We start from the raw sequence: 25,771 nt of genomic DNA, 5'->3' as shown, positions 1-25,771 counted from the left end.
CGAATTCGATGTTGATTGAAACAAAAAACGTTTCTCAGCTCGATTTTATTGCGGCGGCGGCGATTATTCGGCAAAAAATCCTCGAACGGCTTTTTTTTGGCGAAAGAAGGATTATCTTATTCCACGAGATTGGAATGAATAAAGGCTGCTATGAAGAAATTGAAATTGCAACGATCTGGACTGTTTTTGGCGGCAATGCTGCTGTCGGGATTGTGCGGCTGCCGGCAGGAAAGCGCGCCGGAACTGCCGCGGGCGCGCAGTGCGATGATCATCCGTTTGTTCGAGAACCTTCAACAGAAGCGTTATGTCGAAGCCCAGGAACAGATCAACAAACTTCAGTTGGAGGACCCGGACAAGGCGTTTCTGGCGGAAATGGACTGGCAGACCTATGCCAATTCCCAGATGATCCAGGCACAGCAGGCGCTCGATCAAGGCAAAATCGCCGAAAGCCTGGCGGTCATCGAACGGGCTTTGCGCAAGCAGCCGTTCAATCCGCAACTGCTCACGGCAATGGAGGAGCTGCGGCGGCTGCAACGCTTGCAGAACAATGTTCTGGAGCTGGAGCGCGCCCGTTCCAGCCGGGAATTGGGCAACGCGATCGCCGTGCTGGACGAATTGCGGGCCGGTTATCCGCCGGCCAAACCGCTGGAGGCAATTTTGAAGAAGTCGGCGGCGCGCCAGGTCCGGATGAACCGGCAGGAGCGCCGGGAGGCGCTGTTCAGCCTCGGAGCCGATCTGGCGGACTGCCGCCGGGCCGGGGACACATTGGCCGATACGCTGGAAGCGTTGTACCGTTACAGTGAAACGTTGCCGGAAAACCGGGCTTCCCAGTTGGCGCCGGCGGAAAGAAAACAATTGTTGAGCCGTTGATGGCGAAGTTGGTCATACTGCTGTTGCTGTGGGCCGGCGCGGCCGGGATGTTGTCCGGCATCGAATGGCCGGCGGCGCTGGCGAAATTTTCCGAACCGCTGGCGTCGATCGACGGCAGGGACATCACGCGGGCGATGGTGGCCGAACGGTTGAGCGAAGTGGCGCCGGAGGTGGTCGTGAAGCTCAACGACGACCAGTTTACCGAATTGATCCGCAAGATCGTCTATGAATTGCTGGACGAGGAAGCGGTACGCCGGATTCTGCACGGCACCGAGTTGGAACCGTCGCCGGAGCTGGTGCGGCGGGAGTTGATGAACGTCTGGGAGACCTTGAAGCTGGAAGGGAATCCGCGTTTGATGGCGCCGGAGGCGCGGGACCGGCTGATCGAACGGATGGCGACCGACCCGCGCAAGCAGTTTCAGGTGGCGGCGCTGCTGTGGATCCGGCGGGAATTCCAGGAGAAACTGACAATGGCGCCGGAAGAGGTGGAAAATTTCTACCGGGAAAACCAGCAGCGTTTTCTGCAGCCGGTGGCGGCGGAGTTTTCGTTGCTGGTGCTGCCGCGCTCCGGAGAGGCGGCGGCGCAACTGCAGGAAAAAAACCGCAGTGCGATCGATGCCCGTTTGCGTCAATTGGAAAGTTTTGAAAGCATCGCAACGGATTATCCGCAGCCCGGCGAAGCGCAATTGGCGGTACTGCGCCGCGAGCCGGCGGTCCTCGACGCGGTGGCGCGCCTGGAGCGGGACGGCAGTTATGCCGTGTTGGAGCTGCCCGAGGCGATCGTCTGGGTTCGGCTCGACCGGCGCCGGCCGGCCGCCTACCTGCCGCTGGAAGCGGTACGGGAATCCTTGCGGAAGGAGTTGCTGGCCGGCAGAATCCGCCAGGCCGTCAATGCGGCGATCGCCCGGGAACGGGCCGGGATGAAAATAACATTTTTCTTTTAACCGGGAGCAGAAAAGGATGATTTACGATTTTTGCGAAAATTTCCATTTGTATCGTTTCGAAAAATACGAATTCTGGCAGCAACTGTTTGCGTTCATTTCCGATCTGACGGCCGAACTGGCTCCGGGGCGGTACCCGCTGCAGGGCGAGGAGCTGTTCGTCAACGTCCAGGAGTATCAGACCAAACCGCTGGAAGCTCCGGCCAATTGCCTGGAGCTGCACCGGCGCTACCTGGATATCCAACTGGTGCTTGACGGTTCGGAACGCATTTTCTGCCGGGCCGGCGCCGGCCTGGCGGGTCGGCAGCCGTATTCGGAGAGCAGCGATTGTGCGCTGTTGGAGTTCAAGCCGGAAGGCGCTTATGCCCTGCCGCTCTATCCGGGCAACTTCATCTTATTGCTGCCGGAAGAGCCGCATATGCCGTGTATCGCCTGCCGGGAACCGGCCAAAGTGAAAAAAGCGGTGGTGAAAATCGACCGCCGGCTGCTCGGCATCTGACGAGGCCGGCGGGATCAGTGAAAATTCTTTCTTCTAGCGGCAGTCCTTGAATTTCATCACGCCGAACAGTTGCGGCGTATGGGCGCTGAAACCGTTCAACGGCGAGAAGGCGGCGACCGGACTCTGGGCGGGAGTCCGCAACAGGTTGAAACGCCAATTGATGTTTTCGGCCGGAGTGATCGGATTGACCATTTCCAGTTCCGCCAGCGGCATCGCGACAATGCCGCGCCAGGAGTCGGCCTGCCGTTCGATCCGGATCTGGAAATCCGGCTGCCAGTCCCGGTTGTCGCCCCGGTTGATTTCAATGCCGCGGTGGCCGAACACATCGAACGAGAAGTGGACGTAACTGCCCGGACTGCGCGGTTGAAGAAAAATTTCCACCAGCTCCGGATTGTGATAGATTTCGCCGTCGCGCTCATCCTCCGGCGGCATTGCCACCTGATCCAGCGCCGGCCGTTCCATATCGAAAACCAGCAGCAGCCGATTGCCGAAAATGCCGCCGCGGACTTCGGTTTTCAGCAATTCCGTTTCCGACGCCATATTGTTGACCAGCTCGAATGCCGTGCACCTGTTCAGGATTTCCGGCGTCAAAGCGGCGATGTCGATCTGATCGGCGCAGATTGGAAGCGTCACCTCCGGATTGCGGCGGGCGGCGAAGAGTTCCAGCGTCCTGAAGTAACCGTTGAATTCGGAGGTATCCACACCTTGCCTTTCCAGCAGTTCGCGCTGTTTCAGCGCCGCCGGCAGAAGCGCCTGCAACCGTGAGCCGTCATTGGCGGCATTGGCGGCATCCAGAGGGATCAACAACTGCCGGAACCGGCGGATTGCGGTGACGTTTTGGGCGCCGAACAGCCGCCGGTTGGCCGCGTCGAAGGAACGGTCGGCATCGTAACCGGCCGGATTCCACAAATAATCGTTGGCGGTCCGGACATATGGCTGGTTCCACAACCAGCTCAGCGTATGGATATTCAAAAAAATTCTGCCGCCGCTGTCATGGTGGAATCCCGGATAAAATTGATCCTGCCACACCGGCAACTGCGGCATGAGGCAGTCGCTGTTGTTCCACTGGAACAAAGACCGGCCCGGGACATAGCGGCTGAAACGGTCGTATGACTCTTTGTCCACCCGCGGACCGATACATTCCGGCCCGGTCCAGACCATGCCGATCTCCGGTCGGGCGCTGGTATGGAAGTCACGGAAGTATTCTTCGGTGTGGGAGAAGGATTCGGCATAGGCCAGCGAGTAGATCGGCGGGCACAGCGACAATTCCAATTCCGGAAATTCCGGCAGCAGCGCTTCCGCCAGGCGGTTCATCAGATAGGCGTGCGCCTTGCCGACGGAATTGTCGAAATAAGCGCGTTCTTCCGGATTCGGGCTGACATAACGGCCGTCCACCAGCGGCGTCCAGTCGTCGAACAGAATCATGACATGTTTGACGCCGCTGGCGGCGGCGGCATGTATTTGGGAAATCAATCGGTCCATCTGGACCGGATCGGTACAGTTGAAGTACTCCGCCGTCGCCCGCCGGGAAAAGTCGCTTAACGCATAAAGATGGATCAGCAGCATGAAATCCATCATTTCCAGTTCGCCGGCCCGCCGGATTGCGGCAAATTCCGCCTGCAGCCGTTCCGGTTCAAGTTTGTACCATTCAACGCGCCACTGGATCGCAAAACCGCCGATTTTATCCTCGGAGAGCCGGCGGTATTCCTCAAAGCTGCCGAAACGGTAATCGCCGGCATAGCGCCGCTGCCAGACCGGGTAATCCACAAGATTCGCCACCGGCAGCTCGCCGGCTTCAGCCAGCTGCGCCAGTGACATCAAGCCGTAATAGGCCCCCCGGCGGTCCCGTCCGGCCACGACGATGCCGCCGTCTTTCACCCGGATCAGGTATCCCTGCGGCGGCAGTCGGAATTTCCAGGCCACCAGATCTTCGCCGGTCAGCTCCGCTTCGATCCCGGCATCGTCCAGCACGCCGCAGCGGATGGTAAATCGGGCAGCATCTTTCACCGCCGGATTCGCAGCGGCGATCAAAGCGTTTTGCAGCGTTTCCTTCCCCAGCTTCAGCAGTTCATGTTCCGGGCCGGCCAGCACGATCTGCCAATTGGCGTCTCCCAGCGGAAAACAGCGCCAGGCACCTTCCAGCCGCTGCGGCCGCGGCGTCAAGCGATTTTCGTAATTTTCACCGAAACTGGCCGGAACCAGCAGGAACAGCAACAGGATTGCCAGCAGCTTATGCAACATATTTCTTTCTCCCGTAGTTCAAAGGAAAGGTTCGGCCAGGCGGCTCTGCCGGGTCGCCTGGCCGAACCAGACTCAGTCAAGCACCCATTGCGACCGGTTGCCGGCGTCACGGGTCGGCCGGAAATAGGTTTTGTAATCGCCGGCCGCTTTTTTCTGGTCCAGGCTCTGGACGCTGCCGTCCATGGCGCAGACGTTCAGGACATTGCCGTGCCGGGCATTCAACGCGTCACCGTGAAAGACTTCCTGCTGGTTGCAACCGTCCCAGACCACCTGGGCGCCAAACATACAGCCGGAATAACCGCCGCCATTCTGCGGCAGCGATTCGGCGAACATCACCGTCTGGGAACCGCCTTTCTCCCGGACAGTCGACATCTTCACCGGCGCCCAGTTGGTATTGACGTAGCCGAAGGTCTGATAGTTGTGGGCGGTGCTGACACTCTCCTGCCACTGCGTCCCGTGGCCGGTCGGCAAGCCGTCGTCGCCGAGGCAGGTAACCTCATCCCACCGGGTCGAACTTTCCGACGGACACATGTAAATATTTTCATCGATTCCGTAGAAATACTTCAAGCCGATCGTCCAGTCGCACGGCCCGCCCCAGCCGCCGCCCCAGACCAGCGGCAGCGCGTAGTTGCCGTTGTCGCCGGAATACATCGCCGCGGCCAGGCCGAGCTGCTTGAAATTGCCGACGCATTTGATCTGCTGGGCTTTGCCTTTGGCTTTGCCGAGTGCCGGCAGCAGCATGCTGGCGAGAATGGCGATGATCGCGATCACCACCAACAGTTCAATCAATGTAAATTTTTTTCTCATGATTTCATTTCCTTGTCGATAATACGGTTGATGATAAGGAGTTATTCGGTGATCCAGTGGCCGTCCTGGCCATCGGTGCTGAAGGCCTGAGTCGGCCGGAAATATTTTTTGACATCGCCGCTGGCTTCCTGCACCGTCAGACTCTGGGCGCTGCCGTCGAGCGCGGCGAAATTGAACCGTTTGTCATGCCGGGCTTTGAGCGGGCAATCGTAGACGCCGGCGCTGTCGTTGACATCGAAAGGGACACCGTTGGAAGCATCCTGTTCGATGACGTCGACATAGATGGCGCCGCCGTTGGCGACCCGGGCGTCGGCGAACAGGACGTGCATCGAAGAACCCCGGTTGGCGATATCGCTCAATTTCGACTGCTTGGACCGGTAATTGGCCCACTTGCCGCTGCCCCAGGTGCAGACGTTCAGTCCGAGGCCGACCTGCTGCCAGGAACTGACACCGTAATCGTTGTTCCAGCCGCATTCGGCGGCAGGGCAGAAAAATACTTCGTGACTGGCACCGTAGTCGTCGGCCAGACCGACGTAAATCATCCGGCCGTCCCCCCACTGCATGCAGGGACCGTAATCATCGTAGTCCATCGCGTACATCGTGAATACCAGACCGAGCTGTTTGTGATTGCTTTTGCAGACGATTGCCTGCGCTTTGTCCTGGGCCCGGCCGAGTGCCGGCAGCAGCATGCTGGCAAGAATAGCTATGATAGCGATAACTACCAGCAGTTCAATTAATGTAAATTTTTTTTGTCTCATCTTTTTTTTCCTTTATGGGTTGTGGTTGAAAATGTTTTAGGACGTCAAACCGGTTGAATTTTGCTTTATCCTCCTGGTTATGGACGGCACTGCGGCGGCAGAAACCGTCCGGATTCGGGAAACTATTCCGCGGCGCTGAGCGCGAAGAGATAGAACGGGTAGCGTTCCGGGACCGCCCGCACGTCGAGTGAAACAATCAGCTTTTCCGGATGGGGATTCCGCCAGGAGGCGTACCACAGGTTCACCGTCCCGCCGTCGTCGTCCCGCCAGTCGACGCAGTGGCGGAACGGCAGAGCCCGGGTGTGATCTTCATGCGGCAAAGCGATTTCCTGCCGGTAACGCACCGGCATGACCGCTTCCGAACCGTCCGAGTAATGGATGACATATTCGGCGATGACGGCGCCCGGTGCGATTTCCCTGCCGAGATCGCGGCAGGAGTGGAGGAAGAACAACTGACTGGCGCGGCAGTTCAGTTGGATGCCGTCGACCCGGTCCGGAAATTTTGGATTGCAGCGCGACTGCAGCGCGACGGCCAGCGGCCTGCCGTCCCGTTCGGGCAACCGGAACTTGACGTCGCAGTGCGAGAAGTCGCGTTCCGGCAGCCGGTCGAAGCCGAGCAGCGGGTCGAGCAGGAACGGTTGATTCTCAGCGCTCAAATCCAGGTTGGCGACTTCGCTTAGATCGAAAGTGATACCGGAAGCGGCGGCATTGCCGGCGTCGGGATTGAGGATTTCATCGAGCACCCGGCCGGGCGAGAACCGGTTGGCTTCCGCCGAACAGTTCCACGCCCAGGTCCCCTGCAGAACATAGGCGGCGACCGGTTGGAAATTGTCCTCCAGGAGGCGGTCGAAGCCGTGATAGCCTGCCGAGGTGGTCATCATCATGCCGAGCGCGCCGGCGTCACGGCACATCGAGGTCAGCATGGCGATGTTATCCGGTTCGAACCAGGTGCATCCGACGACATCGAAGCCTTCCTGCCGCAGCTTGCGCAGGTTGTTCTCATTGATGTTGGTGCCGTAATTCCAGAAAGCGAAGATGATATCCCTGGGCAGTTCGTCCCGGCGATCGCCCAGCCCGAAGTAACCGTTGTCGCCGGCGCTGTCTCTGGAGTTGGTGCTGGCGGCGAACATATCCTGCCACATCATCATCCGCAGGTTGTTCTTCCGGCAATAATCGTAGTAGAACATCACGTCGTCGAGGATCACCTGGGCGCCGCCTTTGGCGATATTTTCCGGCCGGGTCGGATAGCTGTACTCCTGGCCGACTTCGTCGTGGCCGATGTGCAGGTATTTCGGCCGGTTGAAAACTTCGAGCACCTCGTCCAGCGCGGCGGTCATCAGCGGATAAACGCCGGGATGCGAGGGGTTGTAAGCGTAGGGATCGGCCGGATTTTCGGCCATCTCCAGGTTCCGGCCGTTCTTGAACAGCCATTCGCAGTGCCCGAGCGTCTGGAACAGCGGGATGACTTCCAGGTAGTTGTCCTCGGCCAGGGCGATCAACTTCCGCAATTCGTCCTTACTGATCGCCCAGGGCTGGCGAACCGCTTCCGTGGCGTCCCAGGCAGCAAATTCGCATTCGATGTACAACTGGTTGTATTTCATCGGCGCCAGGACCTTGCGGATCAATTCGCCGTGCACTTCCGGCGAATGTTCGTCGACCATGATCAGCACGCCGCGCCAGTCCAGATCCGGGTAATCGACGATTTCGCCGCCGGCGAACCCGGCGCCGTCATAGCGCTGCCGCAGGGTCTGCAGGGCGTAGAACGCTCCACGGTCGCTGCGCGAAACGATCAGGACGCCGTCCGGCTCAACCCGCAGCGCGTAGCCTTCCGCCTGCTCCGGCGCGGTCAGGCCATCCACCGGAGTATCGGTGATTTGAATGGTGATGCCGCCGGACGAAGAGATGGAAGCCACTTGAAGGTGCAACTGCATTTCATCGTTCAAAATACGTTGCGCCGCCCGGGACAATTTGTCGTATGCCGCCGGTTCCAGGCCGGTTGCGGCCAGATACAGGGCGTCGCCGGCGGCCGGACGGTAAGGTTTGCCGGTGTTCTGCTGCTGGTGCGGCTGCGGCAGCAGCGGCAGTTCCGATCGATAAGGCAGCAGCACTGCCGGTTCGGCGGGGGCGGCGGCCTGGTTGGGCAGACGCGGCAGCGGCTCGGCCAGACAGACCTCGTCCGCCAGTTGGAACGTGACGGTTAACTGCTGCTGAATCGGCTTAGCATATTGAATCGGCAATTCATTGCCGATCCACAAACCCGGCGTTGAAGTTGCGGTGCCGACATCGAAACCGAAACCGCGGCGGTCGACCAGGTTGAACGACATGCCCCGGTCGACCGTGACGGTCAGGGTGCCGAGCGGGCTGGTCAATTTCAATTCGACCAGCTCGGTCGCCAGCGTGTCCGCCCAGTTTTTCCAGTTCGGATCGATTCTGCCGGCGACCGCCGTGCCGTCGGCTTTCCGGCCGGCATAGGCGGCGTCGCGGCTCAACAGTTCCGGTACCATCATCATCGAATATTCGGTCGTCGCCGGAATGTCCTGCAGCAATTCGCCATCCAGCCGGACGATCACCCGGTCGTCATGCACTTCGGCCGAATATTCGTTCAGGCGGAAGCGGTCATCCGGTTGGGACTGGGTCATCGTCAACCGGTAAGCGCCGTCCGGCAGTTCGGTGCGTTCCACGGCGGTCGGCGACCAGACGGTGAAGAAGTATTTCTCGCCCCACGGCGGTTCGACGACGATAAAACGCGAAAACAGCGACAGGTCCGTCACATGGCGGATCGCCACCCCGTTGTTGTCGAGTTTGGCGGAATACTCCCCGCCGACGACGCTGCAGCAGCCGGCCAGCAATAGTGCCGTCATTCCAAGCCAGTTTCTTTTCAAAATCCTTACCCTTTCCTGCGATTTTATCATACCAGTGCCGTCATCGGACTTCTGTCCCCGCTCCCGCCGGCAGACTGACCGGCGCCGTCGAATTGCGGACGATGATTTCAACGCTGTTGCGAAACAATTTCAAATACGACTCGACCTCTTCGAAACTCCGCTTGCCTTCGATCAGGTCCAGCAGGTGCATGGCGCCTTGCTGGCCGAGCAGGAAGATGTGTTCGTCGCAACTGGTCATCGGAATGATGCCATAGCGGCTCAACGGCGTTTCAGTGGCCAGCACGCTGATCTCTTCCGGACAGTGCGCGCCGCCGGCAATCGCCTTGCCGAGAAAACCGGCGCAGAACTGGTCGTTGGCGGCCAGGGCGGTAAAACGCTCCTCGGGTCGGCAGGCCAGCCAGCGGTCCGCCAGCAGGGCGCCGCAGATGAAGTCATCCCGGTCGTAATAACTGAATTCGACCTCGAGATCATGCCAGCCGTTGATATCGTGCAGACGCCGCAGCGCTTCCCGGTAAAGCTGTTCCGTCACCGGATAGAAAACCGGCGTGACAATCCGGCGGTGCCCCAATGTATAGAAAAAAGACAAAATCCGGGTATTGACGTCCAGCATGTCGTTCTTGACGCAGAGAATATCGTCCGGGTAATCGCCGCCGACGGTGATGAACGGCAGCCCGGTCTGCTGGATTTCCCGCAGATTCTGCAGCTCGGCCATGCCGGTGACGACCAGCCCGTCGAGATTGTACTGCCGGATCGGGGTCGGCATCGTGAATGCGGTGATGCTGCTCATGTCATAGGTTGAAATGAGCACATTGTATTTGCGTTTGCGGCAGACGTCATGAACGCCGGAGAGCATCGTGGCATAATAATTGTTGGCCAACCCGAGCGTCACCTTGCAGGAAAGCAGAAAACCGATCTGATAAGTCCGTTTGCCGGACAAAGCCCGGGCGGCGGAATGCGGCGTATAGTGATGCTTCTGCATGACGTCGAGCACCCGGGCCCGGGTGGCGGCGCTGACCTTCGGACGGTTGTTCAGCACTGCGGAAACCGCTGCGGTGGAAACACCGCTCAGACGGGCGATGTCGGCGATGCAGAGCTTGCCGGAAGCGGAAGCCGTTGTAACGTTCATAATCCGAATAACTTTCCTGGATACAATAAAAAAAATTCTTTTGTAAATCGGTTAACTCACTGTAGGAATACTAGCAAATTTTTGTCGGTAAGTCAATACCCTTTTGAAAAAAAGCGGTAATTTTTTTATTTTTTTACTGTTTTTGATGCGATTTCGCTTGCAACGCGAAACGTTTGGCGGTTGCCGCCACCTGAAGGGGCGACGGCTCCGGCAAGGATTGCCGGGCAAAGAACCGGAGGCTGGAAAAGCTAAAAAAAATGCCGGAAACCGATCCGCTTGAAGTTCGAAAGACACCCCGATTTCCGGCGCCGGCCGGGGAACGGCTTCACCGCGGCGAAGCCGGAGCGACCGGCGCTCCGCCGCCGGGTGACAGCCTGACACGGCCGGGGAGGCCGACTATTTTTTTAGAATCGGAAGTCGCGTTTGCCGTCGTGCAATTCCTGCAGATGCTCCAGGGCAATCGCCCTCACCTTTTCATTCGGAATCCGCTTGACCTCGTCGGCAATGACTTTTTCGCCTTTGCTCACCGTATCCGGCGACGCGTAGTCCTCCAGATATTCCTTGAGCGTCATCAACGCGTTGGGCTGGCAGCAATTGGCGATCTGGCCGGATTTGACCAACTGCATGAAACGGTCGCCGGTGCGCCCTTCCCGATAGCAAGCGGTGCAGAAACTGGGAATATATCCCAGCGTCAACAGCCAGTTGACCACTTCATCGAGCGTCCGGGTGTCGCTGACGTCGAACTGGGCGGAATTATCCTCCGGCGCCTCCTCTTCGGCATAACCGCCGACGCTGGTCCGGGAACCGCCGCTGATCTGCGAAACCCCGAGCTTCAGCACCCGTTCCCGCGCCTGCTGCGTTTCCCGGGTCGAGATGATCAAACCGGTATAGGGAACCGCAATGCGCAGCACCGCGACGATTTTGGCAAAAATATCGTCGTTGATGGCGTTGGAGAAAGCTTCCGGATTGATGTCGTCGGCCGAACGGATGCGCGGCACGCTGATCGTATGCGGCCCGACTCCCATCGCCGCCTCCAGGTGTTCGGCGTGCATCAGCAGGCCGATGAAGTCGTAACGGTACATGTTCAGTCCGAAGAGCACGCCGATGCCGACATCGTCGATGCCGCCGGCCATCGCCCGGTCCATCGCCTCGGTATGGTAGGCGTAATTGTGCTTCGGCCCGGTCGGGTGCAACTCTTCGTAGCTCTTTTTATTGTAAGTCTCCTGAAACAGGATGTAAGTGCCGATGCCGGCAGCCTTGAGCTTGGCATAATTCTCCACCGTCGTCGCGGCGATGTTGACATTCACCCGGCGGATGGCGCCGTTCTTATGCTTGATGCCGTAAATCGTCCCGATGCTCTCAAGCACATATTCGATCGGATTGTTCACCGGATCTTCGCCGGTTTCCAGCGCCAGCCGCTTGTGTCCCATATCCTGCAGGGCGATCACTTCGCGGGCAATCTCTTCCTGCGTCAGCTTCTTGCGGACGATATGCCGGTTCTTGTAATGGTACGGACAATACGTACAGCCGTTGACGCAGTAATTGGAAAGGTACAACGGCGCAAACATGACGATCCGGTTGCCGTACAGCTTCTGCTTGAGCTCCATCGCCAACTGGAACATTTTCTCATTTTCATCCGGCAGCTCGCACTCCAGCAGCACGGCGGCTTCCCGGTGCGACAATCCCCTGCAACTGCGCGCCTTTTCCAGGATCGAGTCGATCAAGGCGCGGTTGTTTTTGTTGGCCTGCGCATAGGCGATCGATTCGAGAATTTCCGTATCGTCGATGAACTCGACGGCATTTTTCGATTTGGGATCATACATGGTAAACCTCACTGTTGTTGCTGCGCTTGTTTGGAATAGACCGTTTTTACGCTGATGCCGTCGATCATGCCGAGCTTGCCCGATAAGGAGCTGATGACATCGTTGGGCGCATCGACGACGACGCTGATGATGCAGACGCGCTGCGGCCGGTAGGGTATTCCCATCCGCCCGACGATGAATCCGCTGTATTCGTGCAAAATCCGGTTGATCTTCTCCGTCGCCTCCATATCTTCGACGACAATACCGACCAGAGCAATTCGAGTTTCCGCCATCTTCCTTTTTCTCCGGATAAAAAAATCCCGACGCACCGAAAGATAAGGTGCGTCGGGACAGCGAAATCACACTGTGCCTGCGGACCGCCTTACCACGCGGGAGTTCTCCCAGGTGCGTTCAGAACGATTCCTGTTGAATATTCCTCCGCCTTCCTCCGCGGAACAACCGTTCCTTGGAATCAGAGCGTTACATTAATGTAATGACAAATTTTTAATCTGCAAGTTCCTTCCGCGGCTTTTCCGGTAAAATCTACCACCGCGATTGTCCCCTCCAACGATTTTCTTATTTCATCCCGACCAGAAACTCCTCGCCGGCGATCGTCCGGAATTCAGCGGCAACCGCACCCCGCCGAGATCGATACCGTATGCGTCCATCATCTTTCATCCCGACCAGAAACTCCTCGCCGGCGATCGTCCGGAATTCAGCGGCAATCGCCCGGCGGACAGCCGGTTCCAACGACCGCAGCGGCAACCGTACCCCGCCGAGATCGATACCGTACGCGCCCATCATCGCCTTGCCGGCCGCCACGCCACCGTAACGGACCAGCAGCTCGACAATGCGGCAGACCCGGTCCATGCCGGCCAATACCTCGTGCTGACGACCGGCGGCAAAATCCCGCCAGATCGCCAGATACAACGGCGCGGCATAATTGTAGGTGCTGCCGATGAACGCTTCCGCCCCCAGCGCCAGCGCGCCGGCGAAAAATTCGTCGACTCCGTAGACGATATCATACTTGCCATTCAGGAGCCGGCGGCAAATCTGAAATTCGTACAAATCCGGACTGTTGAACTTCAGCCCGGCCAGATTCGGAATCACCCCGGCCGCCTGATGCAGGAATTCGGCCATCGGCAACGTGATCCCGGACATTGTCGTATGGTAATAATAAAAACCGCAATGCGGTGCCATCGACGCCGCCACCCGGCAGTATTCGACCAAGTCGGCTACCGTCGCCGGCCGGAAATAACTGGCCGGCACTACACTGGTGGCGAAAACGCCGAGCGAATCGGCATGGCCGGCCAGCGTCTCGACATCACCGAGCGCCAGCGCGCCGGTATGGACGATCAGTTTCAACCGCCCCGCCGAGACCGCCTGCCAGGTGTCCATCACCCGGAGCCGTTCCGCCACCGTACATGAAATCCCCTCGCCGGTCGTCCCGGAAATATAGACGCCTTGGACGCCGCCGGCGACCAGCAACTCGGCCTGTTGGGCAATCGCTTTCGTATTGAGTTTTCCATCCGGTGCAAACGGCGTATGGACCGCCGCAATCAAGCCGGACAATTTCTGAATTTCCATATCATCTCCCATGATAAATTTCCACTTCGATGTCGAGAAAAACTCAATTTTTTACGAGCTTGAATTGAGTAAAATTCTCAAACATCCAATTGTTTTTTAATGTTCTATACACGATATCGAGGAATTTGCGAGCCAAGGCGATATTGGCTTTCGCACCTCCCCGCCGACTTTTTACCGATTCATGAAAGGCATTGAGATACGGGCTGTAGCGTTTGGCGATCAAAGCGCATTGCACCAAAGCGGTTCTGGCGATCTTGCTGCCGCTCTTCGTGATTCTTCCGTGGCAAACCGTGTCATTTGAATTGCTCACTCTGGGGACGATTCCGATATAAGCGGCCAACTGCTTTGCCGATCGGAAATCAGCGATATTGCCGATGGTTGCCAACAGGATCGCCGCACCTTTCGAGCCGATTCCCTTGATGGATTTCAGGTTGTCGAAGCCGTCCATCTTGCTGCCGTGATCCTCAATCGCCTTATCCAGTTTTTCAATGCTTTTGTTCAGACTGCGAATCTGTTCGACAACCACCAGCATTTCCGTGTCGGTGATCGGGTCGAAGTGATAACTCAATGCTTTCAAAAGCCCTTTCTCCGTGGACAGTTCTTCCCGTTTCAGCACGATGAAGTTAGCTGCTAACAGATTGTTGACTTTGTTTTTCAATACGGTACGCAACTGAACCAGTTTTTCCCTGGTCTGCGTCAGACTTGAAATTTTCGCCTGCAAATCGTCTTTCACTCTTACCTCCGGAAGCATATCCTTTTCCAGGAACTCCGCCAACACTTTTGCGTCATGTTTGTCCGTCTTTTTGGTGGACATGCTGATGACTTTGAACTGTGATGGATTCACCACCACCAGTCGCCCGACATGAGCTTTCAGCGAGCTGCAAAACATGAACGTATTTCCGGTCGCCTCCACCGCCATCGCCGTGTTCGGACCGAGCATTGCGGCAAAGCCCTTCAGTTCGGTAATCTCACACTTGCCGATTTTCCGTTCTTCCCCATTTACCCGGATGCAATAAGTAAAATTGTTCCGGTGCAAATCCACTCCAACAAAACTTGTCATCATTCTCTGCCTCCATTCGTTTTTCACGAATCGAAGCGGAACTGCTGTCACGGCCTCACCATCCTCCCATACAGAGTAGTCGATTAATCAGTCGCTCTCTACGGTGGCGCTCTGGTTTACAGATCTGACTAATCTCCTTTCCGGGGTCGTCATCGTTTCTGATGCGCCTCATTGAAACATTCAGTCTGCAACCTGTCCGCTTCCAAACGTGTAAGTTAATCGCCATAAATTACACGCAGAAAGCTGATTCCGCGAACGTCAGTTATTTATCATACCATCTCCTTCTGATTTTCCCCCAAGCGGCTTTCCTTCAGCCACAAATGTCTGACAAGGTCCTGTCAAAGCAATACTTCTGCAGGTTCCCTTTTCGGGGGGCCTCCTCCGGCATTCCATTCGGCACCGCCGTACCCATGCCGGGAGAAAAGGTTTTGTTCATATTTCGGCAAACTTGCTTTTGTCATCATTGCCGGGCGATGATCTTCTCGCCCAGCGTCGCCAGCGTCAAGCCCTGCCATTTCTCCTTCGGCTGCCGCGGGCAGAACCAGAGCAGGATAAAGGCGCCGATGAAACTCAGCGGCAGCCCGAAGGCGAAACTTCTCGAACGCGGCAGATCCGTGATCAGCAACTGGCTGTAGCCATACCAGATCAGCATCCCGAACGACCAGCCCAATACGATCATGCCCAGCAGCGCGCATATTTTAGATGAACGCAGTTGCCGGCGCCGTTTCACCAGGTACGGAACCAGCAGCAGCGCACCGGCCGCCAGCGGAATCAGCACATGGATGAAATCCAGTTTGCCCGCCCAGCCGAGCGGCATTCCCGGCTGCCAGAGCGCCTCCGCCCGCCGGGAAAGAATGTACCACAGATTGCCGGACAGCGTTTCGCCGAAGTTGAAGAAAGTGAAGCCCCAGATCAGTTTCGCGTTTGCCCGGTCGGACAGCACTGCGAACAGAAACGCCGGCAGCACCACCGCGCCGATCAGGCCGAAAATCGTTCCCACCTCGACCAACGACTGTTCCAGCCAGCGGCCGGAAACGTCCAGCGCCAACCCGAGCAGGATGGCGAACAAACCGATCACGAAGGTCGCGCAGCGCGACACCGTGACCTCCTGCCGCGGCGTCAGATGCCTGTTGATGAAACGCTGGTGGAACTCCTTCAGCCACACCGTCGCCATCGAGTTGATGCCGGAGTCCAGCGTGCTCATGATCGCCGCCAGCATCGCCGCCATGAACAAGCCGGGCAGCGGCGTCGGCAATTTGGTCGCGACGAAGTGGAAGAACACCGCGTCGCCGCCCAGGTTCGCCAGCGCCGGGTCGGGATTCTGGCGATAGTAGGTGAACAGCGCCATGCCGATGAACCACAAAATCAACACCGACGCAATGCCGAGCACCGTAGAGGTGATCTGCGATTTGAATCCCTCCCGCCAGTTCCGGGTGCTCAGCAGCCGCTGGATATTGATCTGATCGCTGCAGGCGCTGGTCAGCGGCTCTATCACCGCGTTCCACAACATCAGGAAGAACAGCAGCCGGACATACGGCGACAGCGAATAGAACGACGGATCGGAAAATTGCGGCAGCCCGTGCCCTTCCCGAAACGTGCACAGCACCGCTTCCAGCGGGCCGCCGTCGATGCTCCGGCACAACACCCAGACGATCACGGCGAAACCGCCGAACAAGACGAAAAATTGCAGCAAGTCGGACCACACGACGGCCTTCATGCCGCCCATCACCGTATAAATTACGCCGAACACCCCGACCAGGGCAATGGTCACCCAGGCCGGCCAGCCGTAAGCGCCTTCGAAAATCTTCGACGTCGCATAGAGCACCATGCCGACATACAGCACCCGGCCGTAAAAAGCGGAAACCGCCACCACCACCCGTACCGTCGAATCGTAACGGTACTCCAAATATTCGTACGGCGTGTAGCTGCCGAGCTTGAAATAGAATTTCGTGAACAGCAGATAACACGGAATCGACAGCGGCAAAAGCACCAGCGGCGTCAGGATGAACAGCGTCAAGCCGTTGTTGTAGATTTCTCCGGGCACCATGACCAGCGATTTCGAACTCAGCAGCGACATCATGCAGGAGATGCCGATCGCCAGAAACGGCATGTTCCGGCCGCCCAGCAGATAGTTCTCGGAAGTGTTCTCTCCCTTGCTGAAATAAAACCCGATCCACAGCACCGCAATCAGGTATGCTCCAATGATTATGAAATCCATCGTTTCCTTTTTTCCCGCTCAAAAAAACTTCCTGACAACCAATTTTCTCTCTTTTTTTCAGGAACAGATACCATTCCGTAAACGATATGGCATCTGCCCAACCGTCTTTAAAACGTAAATAGCTGGTCAATCCCGTTCCGGTTGAAGATAAAAATACCGCCTGAAGTCGTATTGTAAATTTGGAGATTGTCGCGGCAAAGGTCGACAAACTCCTCCGGAGTCATCCCTCCGGCGTGACCATCCAGAAACGCGAAATTGATTTTGCCGTTGTGCCGGGCGTCATGGTAATCGTCCCCCAAAGCGCGGCTGATCGCAAATTTTTGATGGCCGGCCTGCGTACGGGAATCGGCCATTACACTCGTCGCCGAAGGATTGTCCGATATCATCGTGTTCAGAACCCGGGTCAACCGGTCGGCAGTCACCGTTTCAATGCCGCTGGTCCGATTGTACACCATCTGAGCATCTGGCCAGCTATAGACTCCATAGATGCGTTCCAGATAGCCGTTCGGATCTGGCTCTTCCGCCAGCAACGGGCAACTGGCTTCCCCCGGACTATCACTGTTATAGCCTTGGGTATACATCACATCGGCCCAAGTATAACGCCAGTTGCCGTCATCGTCACGATGCTGGATGTAGATCGGCATTTTTTCATTGTAATCGTTGCTGTACATCATCATTTTTAAGATATTCTGTTTTAGATTGGAAACGCATTTGATGTTCACTGCCGCAGCCTTGGCTTTGCCCAGCGCCGGCAGCAACATGCTGGCCAGGATGGCGATGATGGCGATCACGACCAGCAATTCAATCAATGTAAAACTCTGTTCCGTCGTCAAGCCTGTTCTTCTCATTGGTCAATTCCTTTCGTTTGGTAGCTAAATGTTATTTGAGATCCGAAACGGAGAATTCCGCTTGTGTCATACGCATTGCCCGCACCCAGCCCAGTTTCGCCACGCCGGCGGTCCGCTCCGAACCGTCCCCCCAGAAAAAGGTTCGTTTCGCGTTGACCGCTTCCAGCGTTCCTTCACCAATTACCCTGCCGTCGATCAGCAGCATTCCCATGCCGCTTTCCAGGTTGAGCAGGGCCCGGCAAAGCAGCGGTGAGTCATCGCCTGCCGTTGGAAAGGTTCCCCACGGCGTTTCCACCGCGCCGGTATGAAAGCGGAACACCATATCCCAAACCGATTCCTCCGGACCTTGCGGCCGAATCACCATTTGAAAACTGTCCGTGTCCGGCTTTCCATCCAGCACCTCCAACTGCCATTCGACTGCCAGAATGCCATGCGTCTCCTCCAGCAAATCGGCATCTCGGTATTCGATATACTGCCACGGATTGTCCGGATTCTCATGGTTCAGCACGAAGCCGTCCGACTCCACCGTTAAAAAACCGTCCTGATAATTGTGCGACAAGCCGGCAACCGATGGAATGACGCCATCCCGGGACGCGAACTCGAACTGGACCGGCCAATCCGCGACGGCCAATTCTTCCAGGGCAGCATCCGGCCGGCCGCGAAATTTCAATTGCAGACAGCAATCCCAAATCATCAGGGCATTTTTCTCAAGCACCATATCCTTCCAGAGCGCCGCACCGGTCCCCGGTCCCGATAACGATCCGAACAACAGACTGCGCTCATTCATCTGCGGAATTGATAGTGTATTGCCCCGCAGCCGGCCGGTTTCCGCCTCGACCGGCATGTTTAGAACTTCATCGAACAATATTGTCCCGTCCACCGTCAACCGAACCCGGCCGGCACGCATTTCCAATTCATACGCATGGAAACGGTCGTCGGTCCGGAACGGCACCTGCTTACCGACAAATTTCAAGCCGATCGTCTCCGGCTCAAAGGTCACCAGCGCCACCTGCCGGCCATCGGCCAGCCGGACCGCCACCGCGTCCGGTGCAGTCGACGACTCCAACTTCATCTGGAAAGAGAATTTCAGCGCCAGGTCGCCGCCTTCGGGCAACGGATAGAGCAAATTGGCAATCTCCTGGGCGCCATCGCCGGAATCGACCAACCGGAGCGCCCCGTCGACGATCGTTTCGGCATTGGCGAAATCATGAGCGGCAAACAGCCGGCGCCAGGGCGGCTGTCTGGCCCCGGTCAACCGTTCCCGGCCGCTCATGATGGTTTCAGCAACGTTCGAAACCGCCGAAGCCAGCGAAAGGGCAACCATATTCTCGCCGGGCCGACAAAACTGCGGCTCCACTCGAAACGCATAAACGCCGTCATCCGATCGTTTGATCAGCGTCAATTCATGACCGTTGAGGCTGGCCTGCAATTGTGCTTCCGCCACTGCTTCAGCGGCGATCAGCAGTGCCAGCTCCGGGCGCTCCGCCGCTACGGCCGGCTCGCTGTAATCATCCCCCAGCTCCAGCAGCAGCTCCAACGGTTCGGTCGAACAAAGCAGCGAACTCTGCCCGGTCAACCGCGCAATCCGGCAATATTGCTCCTCATTGACCGCAAAGCTGGAATTGTCCTGATAGCGGACGAAGTAGGTCTTGGGCAGCAGGGCAAGCTCCCGCCATTCACGGCGCATCGACGGAAAATATTGCGGAACATAGAACATATTGAAATAATAGACCCCATCCGCGCCGGCAGCCAGTGCTGCGGCGGACTGTGCCGTGTAAGCGGCAATGGTATTGCGATTGAAATCGTCCCGGCTCTTCACCCAGGAAGTATCCACCGACGGATAACATTTCACCCGGTATTTTCCGGCCAGCTCCACCGATTCTCGCAGCGGAGAAAAACGCCCCCAGTCCGCCGCCGGAATCAGGATATCGACCAATCCATCCGCCAGCCACCGTTCGAGATCCAATCCCATCTCACGGCACAAACCGACCGAATCCGGGACCCGGATAGCGATGAGCTGATATTTGCCGCGCGCCCGGCCGATCCGGTCGGCATCGCGCCGGATACGGCGCATCAGTTCCGTGAAGGCCGCCCGTTCTTCATCCGAAGCAATGCCACCCCAGGCCACCGATTTAAAGAAAGTCGGAAAGCGGAAAAAATCCAACTCCAAACCGTCGACATCATAGCGGCTCAGCAATTCCTCAATAATGTTGCCGAAGCGTTCCCGAACCGGCGTCCGCGCAAAATCGAATGCCGTCCAGGCGCCATACGGCGGCGGCGCTTCCGGCGTGCCGCACAGCAGTTCCGGATGATTCCGCTTATAGCCCGGCAGCCAATGCGAATACCATTGATCATGGCAATCGTTGACCCGCATCGAAACAAAAATTTCCAACCGGTTGGCCCGACAGAATTCGACCGCCAACTGCAGCGCGTCAGTCCCCCAGCTCAAAATTTCACCGGCAATGTTGCGCGCGCCCGGACCGCCGCTCGAACCCAGATGCATTTCCGTCACCAGGCTTCGGGTGATCAACGTATGGCCGACCGCAAACGGACAATAGGTAATCGTATCGATTTCACAGCCTTTGGCGTAATCCAGCATCTGCCGGTAGAAATTCTCCCGGTTCGCCGGCAATTTTTCCGGAAATTCGGTCGCGTCGCAGCCATCGTTGTTGACGATCACCCGCCGTTCCCGCTCGATCGCCGCCCGCCGCAGTTCCGCCCACTCCTCATCGGACAATTCCGCCGCCGTCAAAATTCCAATTCCCAGCAGCGGACCAGCCAATATCGTCCACCATTTCATCGTTGATTTTCCATTCCAGCTTTATTATATAGTCAGATAATATTAATAATGGTCAATAATCTGATTAATTCAAATCTCATTCACCCCTTGATTTTTTTGACAAAGTTCATTCGCCGGCCGGCACGATTGATCCCCGTTCGAGAATCGCACCGTAATTGACCGACGCCGGTGCCGGTGTCTGCTGTGGATTGCGAATCAACGATTGGAGCATTGCCACCGCCTGCTCGACCACATGGTCCATATCCCAGTCGATCAACGCATAGGCCGGCGTTCCCGGAATCAACAGCGCATTCGAACCATGCACCAGAATCGAAATATCGCGGCCGACCGCCAGCCGGCGCTGCGCCAGCACCGGCGCAATTGAACCGAGACTCCAGGCATTGGCGACAAACAAAGCGTCGGGCGGACACTTCGCATCGAGCAGACTTTCCAGTTGCGATACTACCGAACCAACCGGCGGTACCGCAATCGAGAATGCCAGATCCTGCCGCTGCGCCGCCACCGTCAGCGGTTTCTCGAACATATTCCGCACCGTCAATGCATCGTCCCCCTCGCCGACCAACGCCAGATGGCGCAATTTCCGCTCCTTGAACAACGCGACGATCCGTTCCGCCGCTTCCGAATAATTGAACGACAGACCGGCCAGCAAGCCACTGTCCGGATAAACGCCGACCACCGGAATACCGCCCTGCAGCAACCGGCGTAAAAAACCGTCGTCAACCCGGTCCAGCACGATCAGGCCACAAGCTCCGGCCTCTTCCAGCGGCGTCAAATCCTCGCCGACCAGCATCGACAGATAACCGGCCGCCTCAATCGTCCGATGCAGCCGGATCAGCATGCGTCCCAATTTCAAACTGTTGTCGACATCGCTGCGCCCGGTGGCGATACCGATCACGCAACGCTTCAGCATCCGTAACTGCTGCGGGCACTCCGGCAGGCGCTTAACGAAGGTGCCGGCACCGCGCCGCCGGACGATATATCCCTTGCGCACCAATGCATCGAATGCCTTGCGGGCGGTCACATGGTTCACTTCAAACTGCCGGGCGATGTCCAATTCGGAAAAGAAGCGGTCTTCCAGTGCAAAACGTCCGCAGGAAAGCTCCTGCAACATATAGCCTTCCAGTTCCTGATATTTCAAAACGCGCTCCGATAACATTCCGACTTGCCTTTTCGTTATTAAATTATATATCTTTGCATATATTATAGCAAAATAATTTAAATAAATCAATAGGTTAAAATAAAAAATTAAGCAAAAATATTTCTATATAAACATATAGTTTTAATCATTCAAAACCCTTCCTGGCCCGAAGGCTCAAACCGGCAAAGGCTTGGTGCCGTCTGTTTTCAAATATTGATCAAGAAAGTATCAATTTTCCATGGAATCGGCGTAGTAAAAAATTTGCGGCAAGGTTACTTTAAAACGTCAAACCAACAAAATGGAGGCCGATCATGATCCGTTCCTTTCTGATCCACCTGTCGATGAATATGTGGGAAGACTGTTATCCGGAAAAATTCAAAGCAATGACCGGTGAAGAGCATCGGCAAATAATGCCTGAACAGTGGAAACGGATACCCGTTTATATGAATGACCGCGCCTGGCGCGATTACCTCCAGTTCGATCAGTCGATGTGGGAGAAATTCCTCGCTTATTTCGCCCGTTCCGGCGGCAATACGGTGGTGCTCGACATCGGTGACGGCGTGGTTTTCCGCAGTCATCCCGAAATCGCCGTGCCGGGCGCCTGGACGCCGCTCAAATTGAAAGAGGAAATCGCCCGCTGCCGCGATCTCGGCTTGACATTGGTCCCCAAACTCAATTTTTCCAGTTGCCATGATGCCTGGCTGCGGCAATATTCCAGGATGCTTTCGACACCGGAATATTACCGGGTCTGCCGTGACCTCATCGCCGAATGCGCCGAACTTTTCGGAGGACCGGCACATTTTCACCTCGGTATGGACGAGGAAGGCTGCGAGTGCCAGCGCGATTACGAATACCTCACTGTCCGGAGCGGCCAACTCTGGTGGAACGACCTCAATTTTTATTTCGACGAAGTTCGCAAAGCCGGCGCCCGGCCGTGGATGTGGTCGGACAAACTCTGGTATTGCGACGATGCCGAATTCAGCCGCAACGTCTCCCGCGACGTGGTTCAAAACAACTGGTATTACTGGGGAGACTTCGACATTCCGGCCGACACCGATGATAGAGAATTGCAATACCGCCGCCATATCCTCGATACATTCGCCAGACTGGATCAACTGGGTTTCGATCAGGTGCCGGCCGGCAGCACCTGGGCGACGCCGCACAATGTCGAGCGGTTGGTGCCGTTCTGCCGCCGCCGCATCACTCCGGAACACCTGCTCGGTTTCATGACCGCACCGTGGTTCAGCACCGAGGAGAAGAACAGCGAAATACTGCTGGAATCCTGCGACCAATTGGAACGCGCCTGCCGGACCTGAATGCGGAGAGGCCCCGGGCGCTCCGGCTCCGCCGCAATCAGGCGCACTTCCCCGGCGCCCCGGCCACAAAAAAGAGCGTTTGTTTTTCAACAAACGCTCTCTGCAGCAATCTGACCGAATGCTTATTTACCGGAAACCACACCGTGGTCACGGAAATTGCGGGTCAGCGCAAATTCACCGAGCTTGTGACCGACCATGTTTTCAGTGACGAACACCGGAATAAACGATTTCCCGTTGTGGACATTGAAAGTGTGCCCGACAAAATCCGGAATGATCATCGAACGACGCGACCAAGTCTGAATGGCGGCCTTTTTGCCGCTCTTATTCATCTTCTCGACCTTGTCGATCAAATAACCGTCAACAAAAGGACCTTTTTTAATCGATCTAGCCATTACTTCTTCCTCCGTTCGACGATGAACTTATTCGAGTACTTCTTCGGATGACGGGTCCGCTTGCCCTTGGCGAGCTGGCCCCACGGCGACACCGGATGACCGCCGCCGGACGAACGGCCTTCACCGCCGCCCATCGGATGGTCGACCGGGTTCATCGCCACACCGCGAACGTGCGGGCGCTTGCCCTGATAACGCTTCTTGCCGGCTTTGCCCATCTTGACATTCATGAAGTCGCCGTTGCCGACTTCGCCGATGGTGGCCCGGCATTCGACATTGATCAAACGGACTTCGCCGGAAGCCAATTTAAGCTGCGCATAATCGGCTTCCTTGCCGCGCAACGTCGCCGACTGGCCGGCCGAACGGGCCAGCTTGGCGCCGCGGTTCGGCAGAATCTCGATGTTGTGGATCTGAATGCCGACCGGCATATCCTTGATCCGCATCGAATTGCCCGGTTTGATTTCAGCCTTCGGGCCATTCATGATCACCTGACCGATTTTGATGCCGGCCGGCGCCAGAATATAGCTCTTCTCGCCGTCCGCATAGCAGATCAACGCGACGTTGCAGTTGCGGTTCGGATCGTATTCCACCGTCTTGACCTTGGCCGGAACCCCTTCCTTGGCGCGGAAGAAATCCACCATCCGGTAACGGCGTTTGTTGCCGGCACCGCGAAAACGGGTGGTAATCCGACCGTAGTTATTGCGGCCGCCGGTCGCGGACTTTCCTTTCACCAGACTCTTCTCCGGGGCCGAAACCGTGATTTCGGCAAAATCCGAAACCATCATGTTCCGCCGGCTCGGAGAAGTCGGATTATAACTTTTTACAGCCATTTATATACCTCTTTCGCGCCTTAAACGATTTCAATGCTGCCTTCGGACAGAGTCACAACAGCTTTTTTCCAATCCGGACGGCGTCCCAGCTTGTACGTGCGCGGGGTGCGTTTCGTCTTTCCCAGATAATTCATGATGTTGACCGACTTGACTTTGACGTTGAACAACTGTTCAACCGCGCGGCCGATCTCGATCTTCTCCGCCTTCGGACTGACCTTGAAGACATATTTGCCCTGAGCGGCCAAATCGTTGTTCTTCTCGGTAATCAACGGAGCGATTACAATATCAAAAGCACTTTTCATTGTCATAACTCCTTATCCCAAACGCGCCAGGAAAGCATCCAACGCATCCTTGGTGAACACCAGCGTCTTGAAACGCAGCAGTTCATAAACATTGACGCTCGCCGCCTTGCGCAGCAGCACATACGGCAGATTGTGGGTCGCGCAATAGACGCTTTCCTCATATTCCGGAACCGTCAACAGCACCGAATCGTCGTTCAGCTTCAAATTGTTCAGAACGGCCTGCGCATTTCTGGTCTTGTGATCCGGCAAATCGAACTTGTCCAGCACGACGACCCGTTCTTCGGCCACCCGTTCGGAAAAAGCCCGTTTCAACGCCAGCTTAGTCACTTTTTTGTTGACCTTCTTGCTGAAATCGCGCGGAGTCGGCCCGAAAGCCACACCGCCGCCCGTCCAGACCGGATTGCGGCTTGAACCGGCACGCGCCCGGCCCATGCCCTTCTGACGGAACGGCTTGGCGCCGCCGCCACGCACTTCACCGCGCGTCTTGGTGCAAGCCGTACCGGCCCGCTGGCCGGCCAGGAACGCCACGACGCAATCATGCACCGCCTGCTCGCCCTTTTCGAGCTCCAGAGCACATTCCGGAAGAGTATATTCACCGACGCGGGCACCCTTGCAATCAAGTATATCCAATACTTTCGTCATCATCTTCACCTATCCTACTTGCTCTGCTTCTTGATTGCGTTCCGAAGAAGCAACAGGCCGCCGTTGCAGCCCGGAACCGCACCCCGGACCAGCAGCACATTGTCCTCCGGCATCACCCGGACGATCTGCAGATTCTGAATCGTACGGCGCGCATTGCCCATGTGGCCCGGCATCTTCTTGCCGCGGTCCACCCGTCCCGGAAATTCGCACTGACCGATCGAACCGGTACGCCGGGTCCAGGCGCCGCCGTGGCTGGCACGACCGCCGCCGAAGCGATACCGCTTGACGACGCCCTGGAAACCGCGGCCCTTGATGGTGCCGGTGACATCCAGGTATTCGTCCTTGGCGAACACGTCGGCTTTGAGTTCACTGCCGATCGCCAGTGCCGCATCTTCCGCCGTGCGGAACTCACGCAGGAACGACGGACCGAATTCCTTGTAATTCGCTTTGGCGCAATGCCCCAGAACCGCTTTGCTGACGTTCTTGGCCTTGCGGGAACCGAACCCGAGCTGGACCGCACTGTAACCGTCGCGCTCCCGGGTCTTCACATCGACGACGACACAGGGTCCGGCCTGAATCACAGTGACCGGCACAATCCGGCCCTGTTCATCATAGACTTGCGTCATCCCGATTTTCTTACCGATTAAATTTTTCATACAGACTCCTTTCGATACTTACTCCCAATCGGTCGGGGGCATTGGTATCACTGCTGCGT

General features: G+C 57.0%; 22 protein-coding genes. 4 read left to right on the top strand and 18 right to left on the bottom strand.

What is annotated here, in order from left to right:
• Positions 1-165 precede the first annotated feature (165 nt).
• The 3 genes from HWX74_RS08775 to HWX74_RS08765 are packed head-to-tail and all read left to right on the top strand — an operon-like array spanning position 166 to position 2,310.
• On the top strand, positions 166-870 hold the full coding sequence (locus HWX74_RS08775; protein WP_176013179.1) for a hypothetical protein: 705 nt from the start codon (positions 166-168) through the stop codon (positions 868-870).
• Positions 870-1,814 carry a peptidyl-prolyl cis-trans isomerase gene (locus HWX74_RS08770; protein ID WP_176013178.1) on the top strand — a complete coding sequence of 315 codons (945 nt, stop codon included), beginning with the start codon at positions 870-872 and terminating at the stop codon, positions 1,812-1,814. The genes HWX74_RS08775 and HWX74_RS08770 overlap by 1 nt, the downstream gene beginning before the upstream one ends.
• 16 nt (positions 1,815-1,830) lie before the next feature.
• Complete coding sequence (locus HWX74_RS08765; RefSeq protein WP_176013177.1) at positions 1,831-2,310, top strand: YhcH/YjgK/YiaL family protein; 480 nt, start codon at positions 1,831-1,833, stop codon at positions 2,308-2,310.
• A 33-nt stretch (positions 2,311-2,343) separates the two neighbouring features.
• On the opposite strand, the gene HWX74_RS08760 is transcribed toward HWX74_RS08765, so the two are convergent.
• The 13 genes from HWX74_RS08760 to HWX74_RS08700 form a co-directional block, all read right to left on the bottom strand.
• Positions 2,344-4,551, bottom strand: coding sequence for a beta-N-acetylglucosaminidase domain-containing protein (locus HWX74_RS08760; RefSeq protein ID WP_176013176.1), 2,208 nt, complete (start codon positions 4,549-4,551; stop codon positions 2,344-2,346).
• Between the two features lie 72 nt (positions 4,552-4,623).
• Positions 4,624-5,358: a type II secretion system protein gene (locus tag HWX74_RS19995; protein WP_217704901.1), complete on the bottom strand. Its 735-nt coding sequence runs from the start codon at positions 5,356-5,358 to the stop codon at positions 4,624-4,626.
• A gap of 41 nt (positions 5,359-5,399) precedes the next feature.
• A complete protein-coding gene (locus HWX74_RS08750; RefSeq protein WP_176013175.1) occupies positions 5,400-6,116 on the bottom strand; it encodes a type II secretion system protein in 717 nt (238 codons plus the stop codon).
• Positions 6,117-6,238: 122 nt separating this feature from the next.
• Complete coding sequence (locus HWX74_RS08745; protein ID WP_176013174.1) at positions 6,239-8,998, bottom strand: glycoside hydrolase family 20 zincin-like fold domain-containing protein; 2,760 nt, start codon at positions 8,996-8,998, stop codon at positions 6,239-6,241.
• A gap of 40 nt (positions 8,999-9,038) precedes the next feature.
• The gene (locus HWX74_RS08740) at positions 9,039-10,124 is read right to left on the bottom strand and encodes a LacI family DNA-binding transcriptional regulator (RefSeq protein WP_176013173.1); all 1,086 of its coding nucleotides are present in this window, start codon (positions 10,122-10,124) and stop codon (positions 9,039-9,041) included.
• A 404-nt stretch (positions 10,125-10,528) separates the two neighbouring features.
• A complete protein-coding gene (hydG, locus tag HWX74_RS08735) occupies positions 10,529-11,947 on the bottom strand; it encodes a [FeFe] hydrogenase H-cluster radical SAM maturase HydG (RefSeq protein WP_176013172.1) in 1,419 nt (472 codons plus the stop codon).
• Between the two features lie 8 nt (positions 11,948-11,955).
• Complete coding sequence (locus tag HWX74_RS08730; RefSeq protein ID WP_176013171.1) at positions 11,956-12,219, bottom strand: TM1266 family iron-only hydrogenase system putative regulator; 264 nt, start codon at positions 12,217-12,219, stop codon at positions 11,956-11,958.
• A gap of 283 nt (positions 12,220-12,502) precedes the next feature.
• The gene (locus HWX74_RS08725) at positions 12,503-13,507 is read right to left on the bottom strand and encodes a dihydrodipicolinate synthase family protein (protein ID WP_176014568.1); all 1,005 of its coding nucleotides are present in this window, start codon (positions 13,505-13,507) and stop codon (positions 12,503-12,505) included.
• Between the two features lie 49 nt (positions 13,508-13,556).
• Entirely contained in the window at positions 13,557-14,573 is a 1,017-nt protein-coding gene (locus HWX74_RS08720) for an IS110 family transposase (protein ID WP_176014518.1), read from the bottom strand.
• Positions 14,574-15,033: 460 nt separating this feature from the next.
• Positions 15,034-16,791, bottom strand: coding sequence for a sodium/solute symporter (locus tag HWX74_RS08715; protein WP_176013170.1), 1,758 nt, complete (start codon positions 16,789-16,791; stop codon positions 15,034-15,036).
• A gap of 107 nt (positions 16,792-16,898) precedes the next feature.
• Entirely contained in the window at positions 16,899-17,639 is a 741-nt protein-coding gene (locus tag HWX74_RS08710; protein ID WP_176013169.1) for a prepilin-type N-terminal cleavage/methylation domain-containing protein, read from the bottom strand.
• 31 nt (positions 17,640-17,670) lie between these two features.
• On the bottom strand, positions 17,671-20,439 hold the full coding sequence (locus HWX74_RS08705; RefSeq protein WP_176013168.1) for a hypothetical protein: 2,769 nt from the start codon (positions 20,437-20,439) through the stop codon (positions 17,671-17,673).
• Positions 20,440-20,545: 106 nt separating this feature from the next.
• Positions 20,546-21,577 (bottom strand): GntR family transcriptional regulator, encoded by a 1,032-nt coding sequence (locus HWX74_RS08700; RefSeq protein WP_176013167.1) that lies wholly within the window; start codon positions 21,575-21,577, stop codon positions 20,546-20,548.
• A gap of 311 nt (positions 21,578-21,888) precedes the next feature.
• Here HWX74_RS08700 and HWX74_RS08695 point away from each other — a divergent pair, with 311 nt between their 5' ends.
• The gene (locus tag HWX74_RS08695) at positions 21,889-22,893 is read left to right on the top strand and encodes a hypothetical protein (protein WP_176013166.1); all 1,005 of its coding nucleotides are present in this window, start codon (positions 21,889-21,891) and stop codon (positions 22,891-22,893) included.
• Between the two features lie 122 nt (positions 22,894-23,015).
• On the opposite strand, the gene rpsS is transcribed toward HWX74_RS08695, so the two are convergent.
• Genes rpsS through rplC form a run of 5 tightly spaced genes read right to left on the bottom strand, consistent with a single transcriptional unit; the run spans position 23,016 to position 25,712 of the window.
• Positions 23,016-23,285, bottom strand: a complete 270-nt coding sequence (rpsS, locus tag HWX74_RS08690) for a 30S ribosomal protein S19 (RefSeq protein WP_176013165.1) — start codon at positions 23,283-23,285, stop codon at positions 23,016-23,018.
• Positions 23,285-24,112, bottom strand: coding sequence for a 50S ribosomal protein L2 (rplB, locus tag HWX74_RS08685; protein WP_176013164.1), 828 nt, complete (start codon positions 24,110-24,112; stop codon positions 23,285-23,287). Before rplB ends, rpsS begins: the two co-directional genes overlap by 1 nt.
• A 20-nt stretch (positions 24,113-24,132) precedes the next feature.
• On the bottom strand, positions 24,133-24,414 hold the full coding sequence (rplW, locus tag HWX74_RS08680; protein ID WP_217704899.1) for a 50S ribosomal protein L23: 282 nt from the start codon (positions 24,412-24,414) through the stop codon (positions 24,133-24,135).
• A 12-nt stretch (positions 24,415-24,426) separates the two neighbouring features.
• Complete coding sequence (gene rplD / locus HWX74_RS08675; protein ID WP_176013162.1) at positions 24,427-25,059, bottom strand: 50S ribosomal protein L4; 633 nt, start codon at positions 25,057-25,059, stop codon at positions 24,427-24,429.
• A gap of 11 nt (positions 25,060-25,070) precedes the next feature.
• Complete coding sequence (gene rplC, locus HWX74_RS08670; RefSeq protein ID WP_176013161.1) at positions 25,071-25,712, bottom strand: 50S ribosomal protein L3; 642 nt, start codon at positions 25,710-25,712, stop codon at positions 25,071-25,073.
• Between the last annotated feature and the right edge of the window lie 59 nt (positions 25,713-25,771).

Source organism: Victivallis sp. Marseille-Q1083 (genome assembly GCF_903645315.1).
In the GTDB taxonomy this organism is placed as follows: Bacteria; Verrucomicrobiota; Lentisphaeria; order Victivallales; family Victivallaceae; genus UMGS1518.
This window is presented reverse-complemented; position numbering and strand designations above follow the sequence as displayed.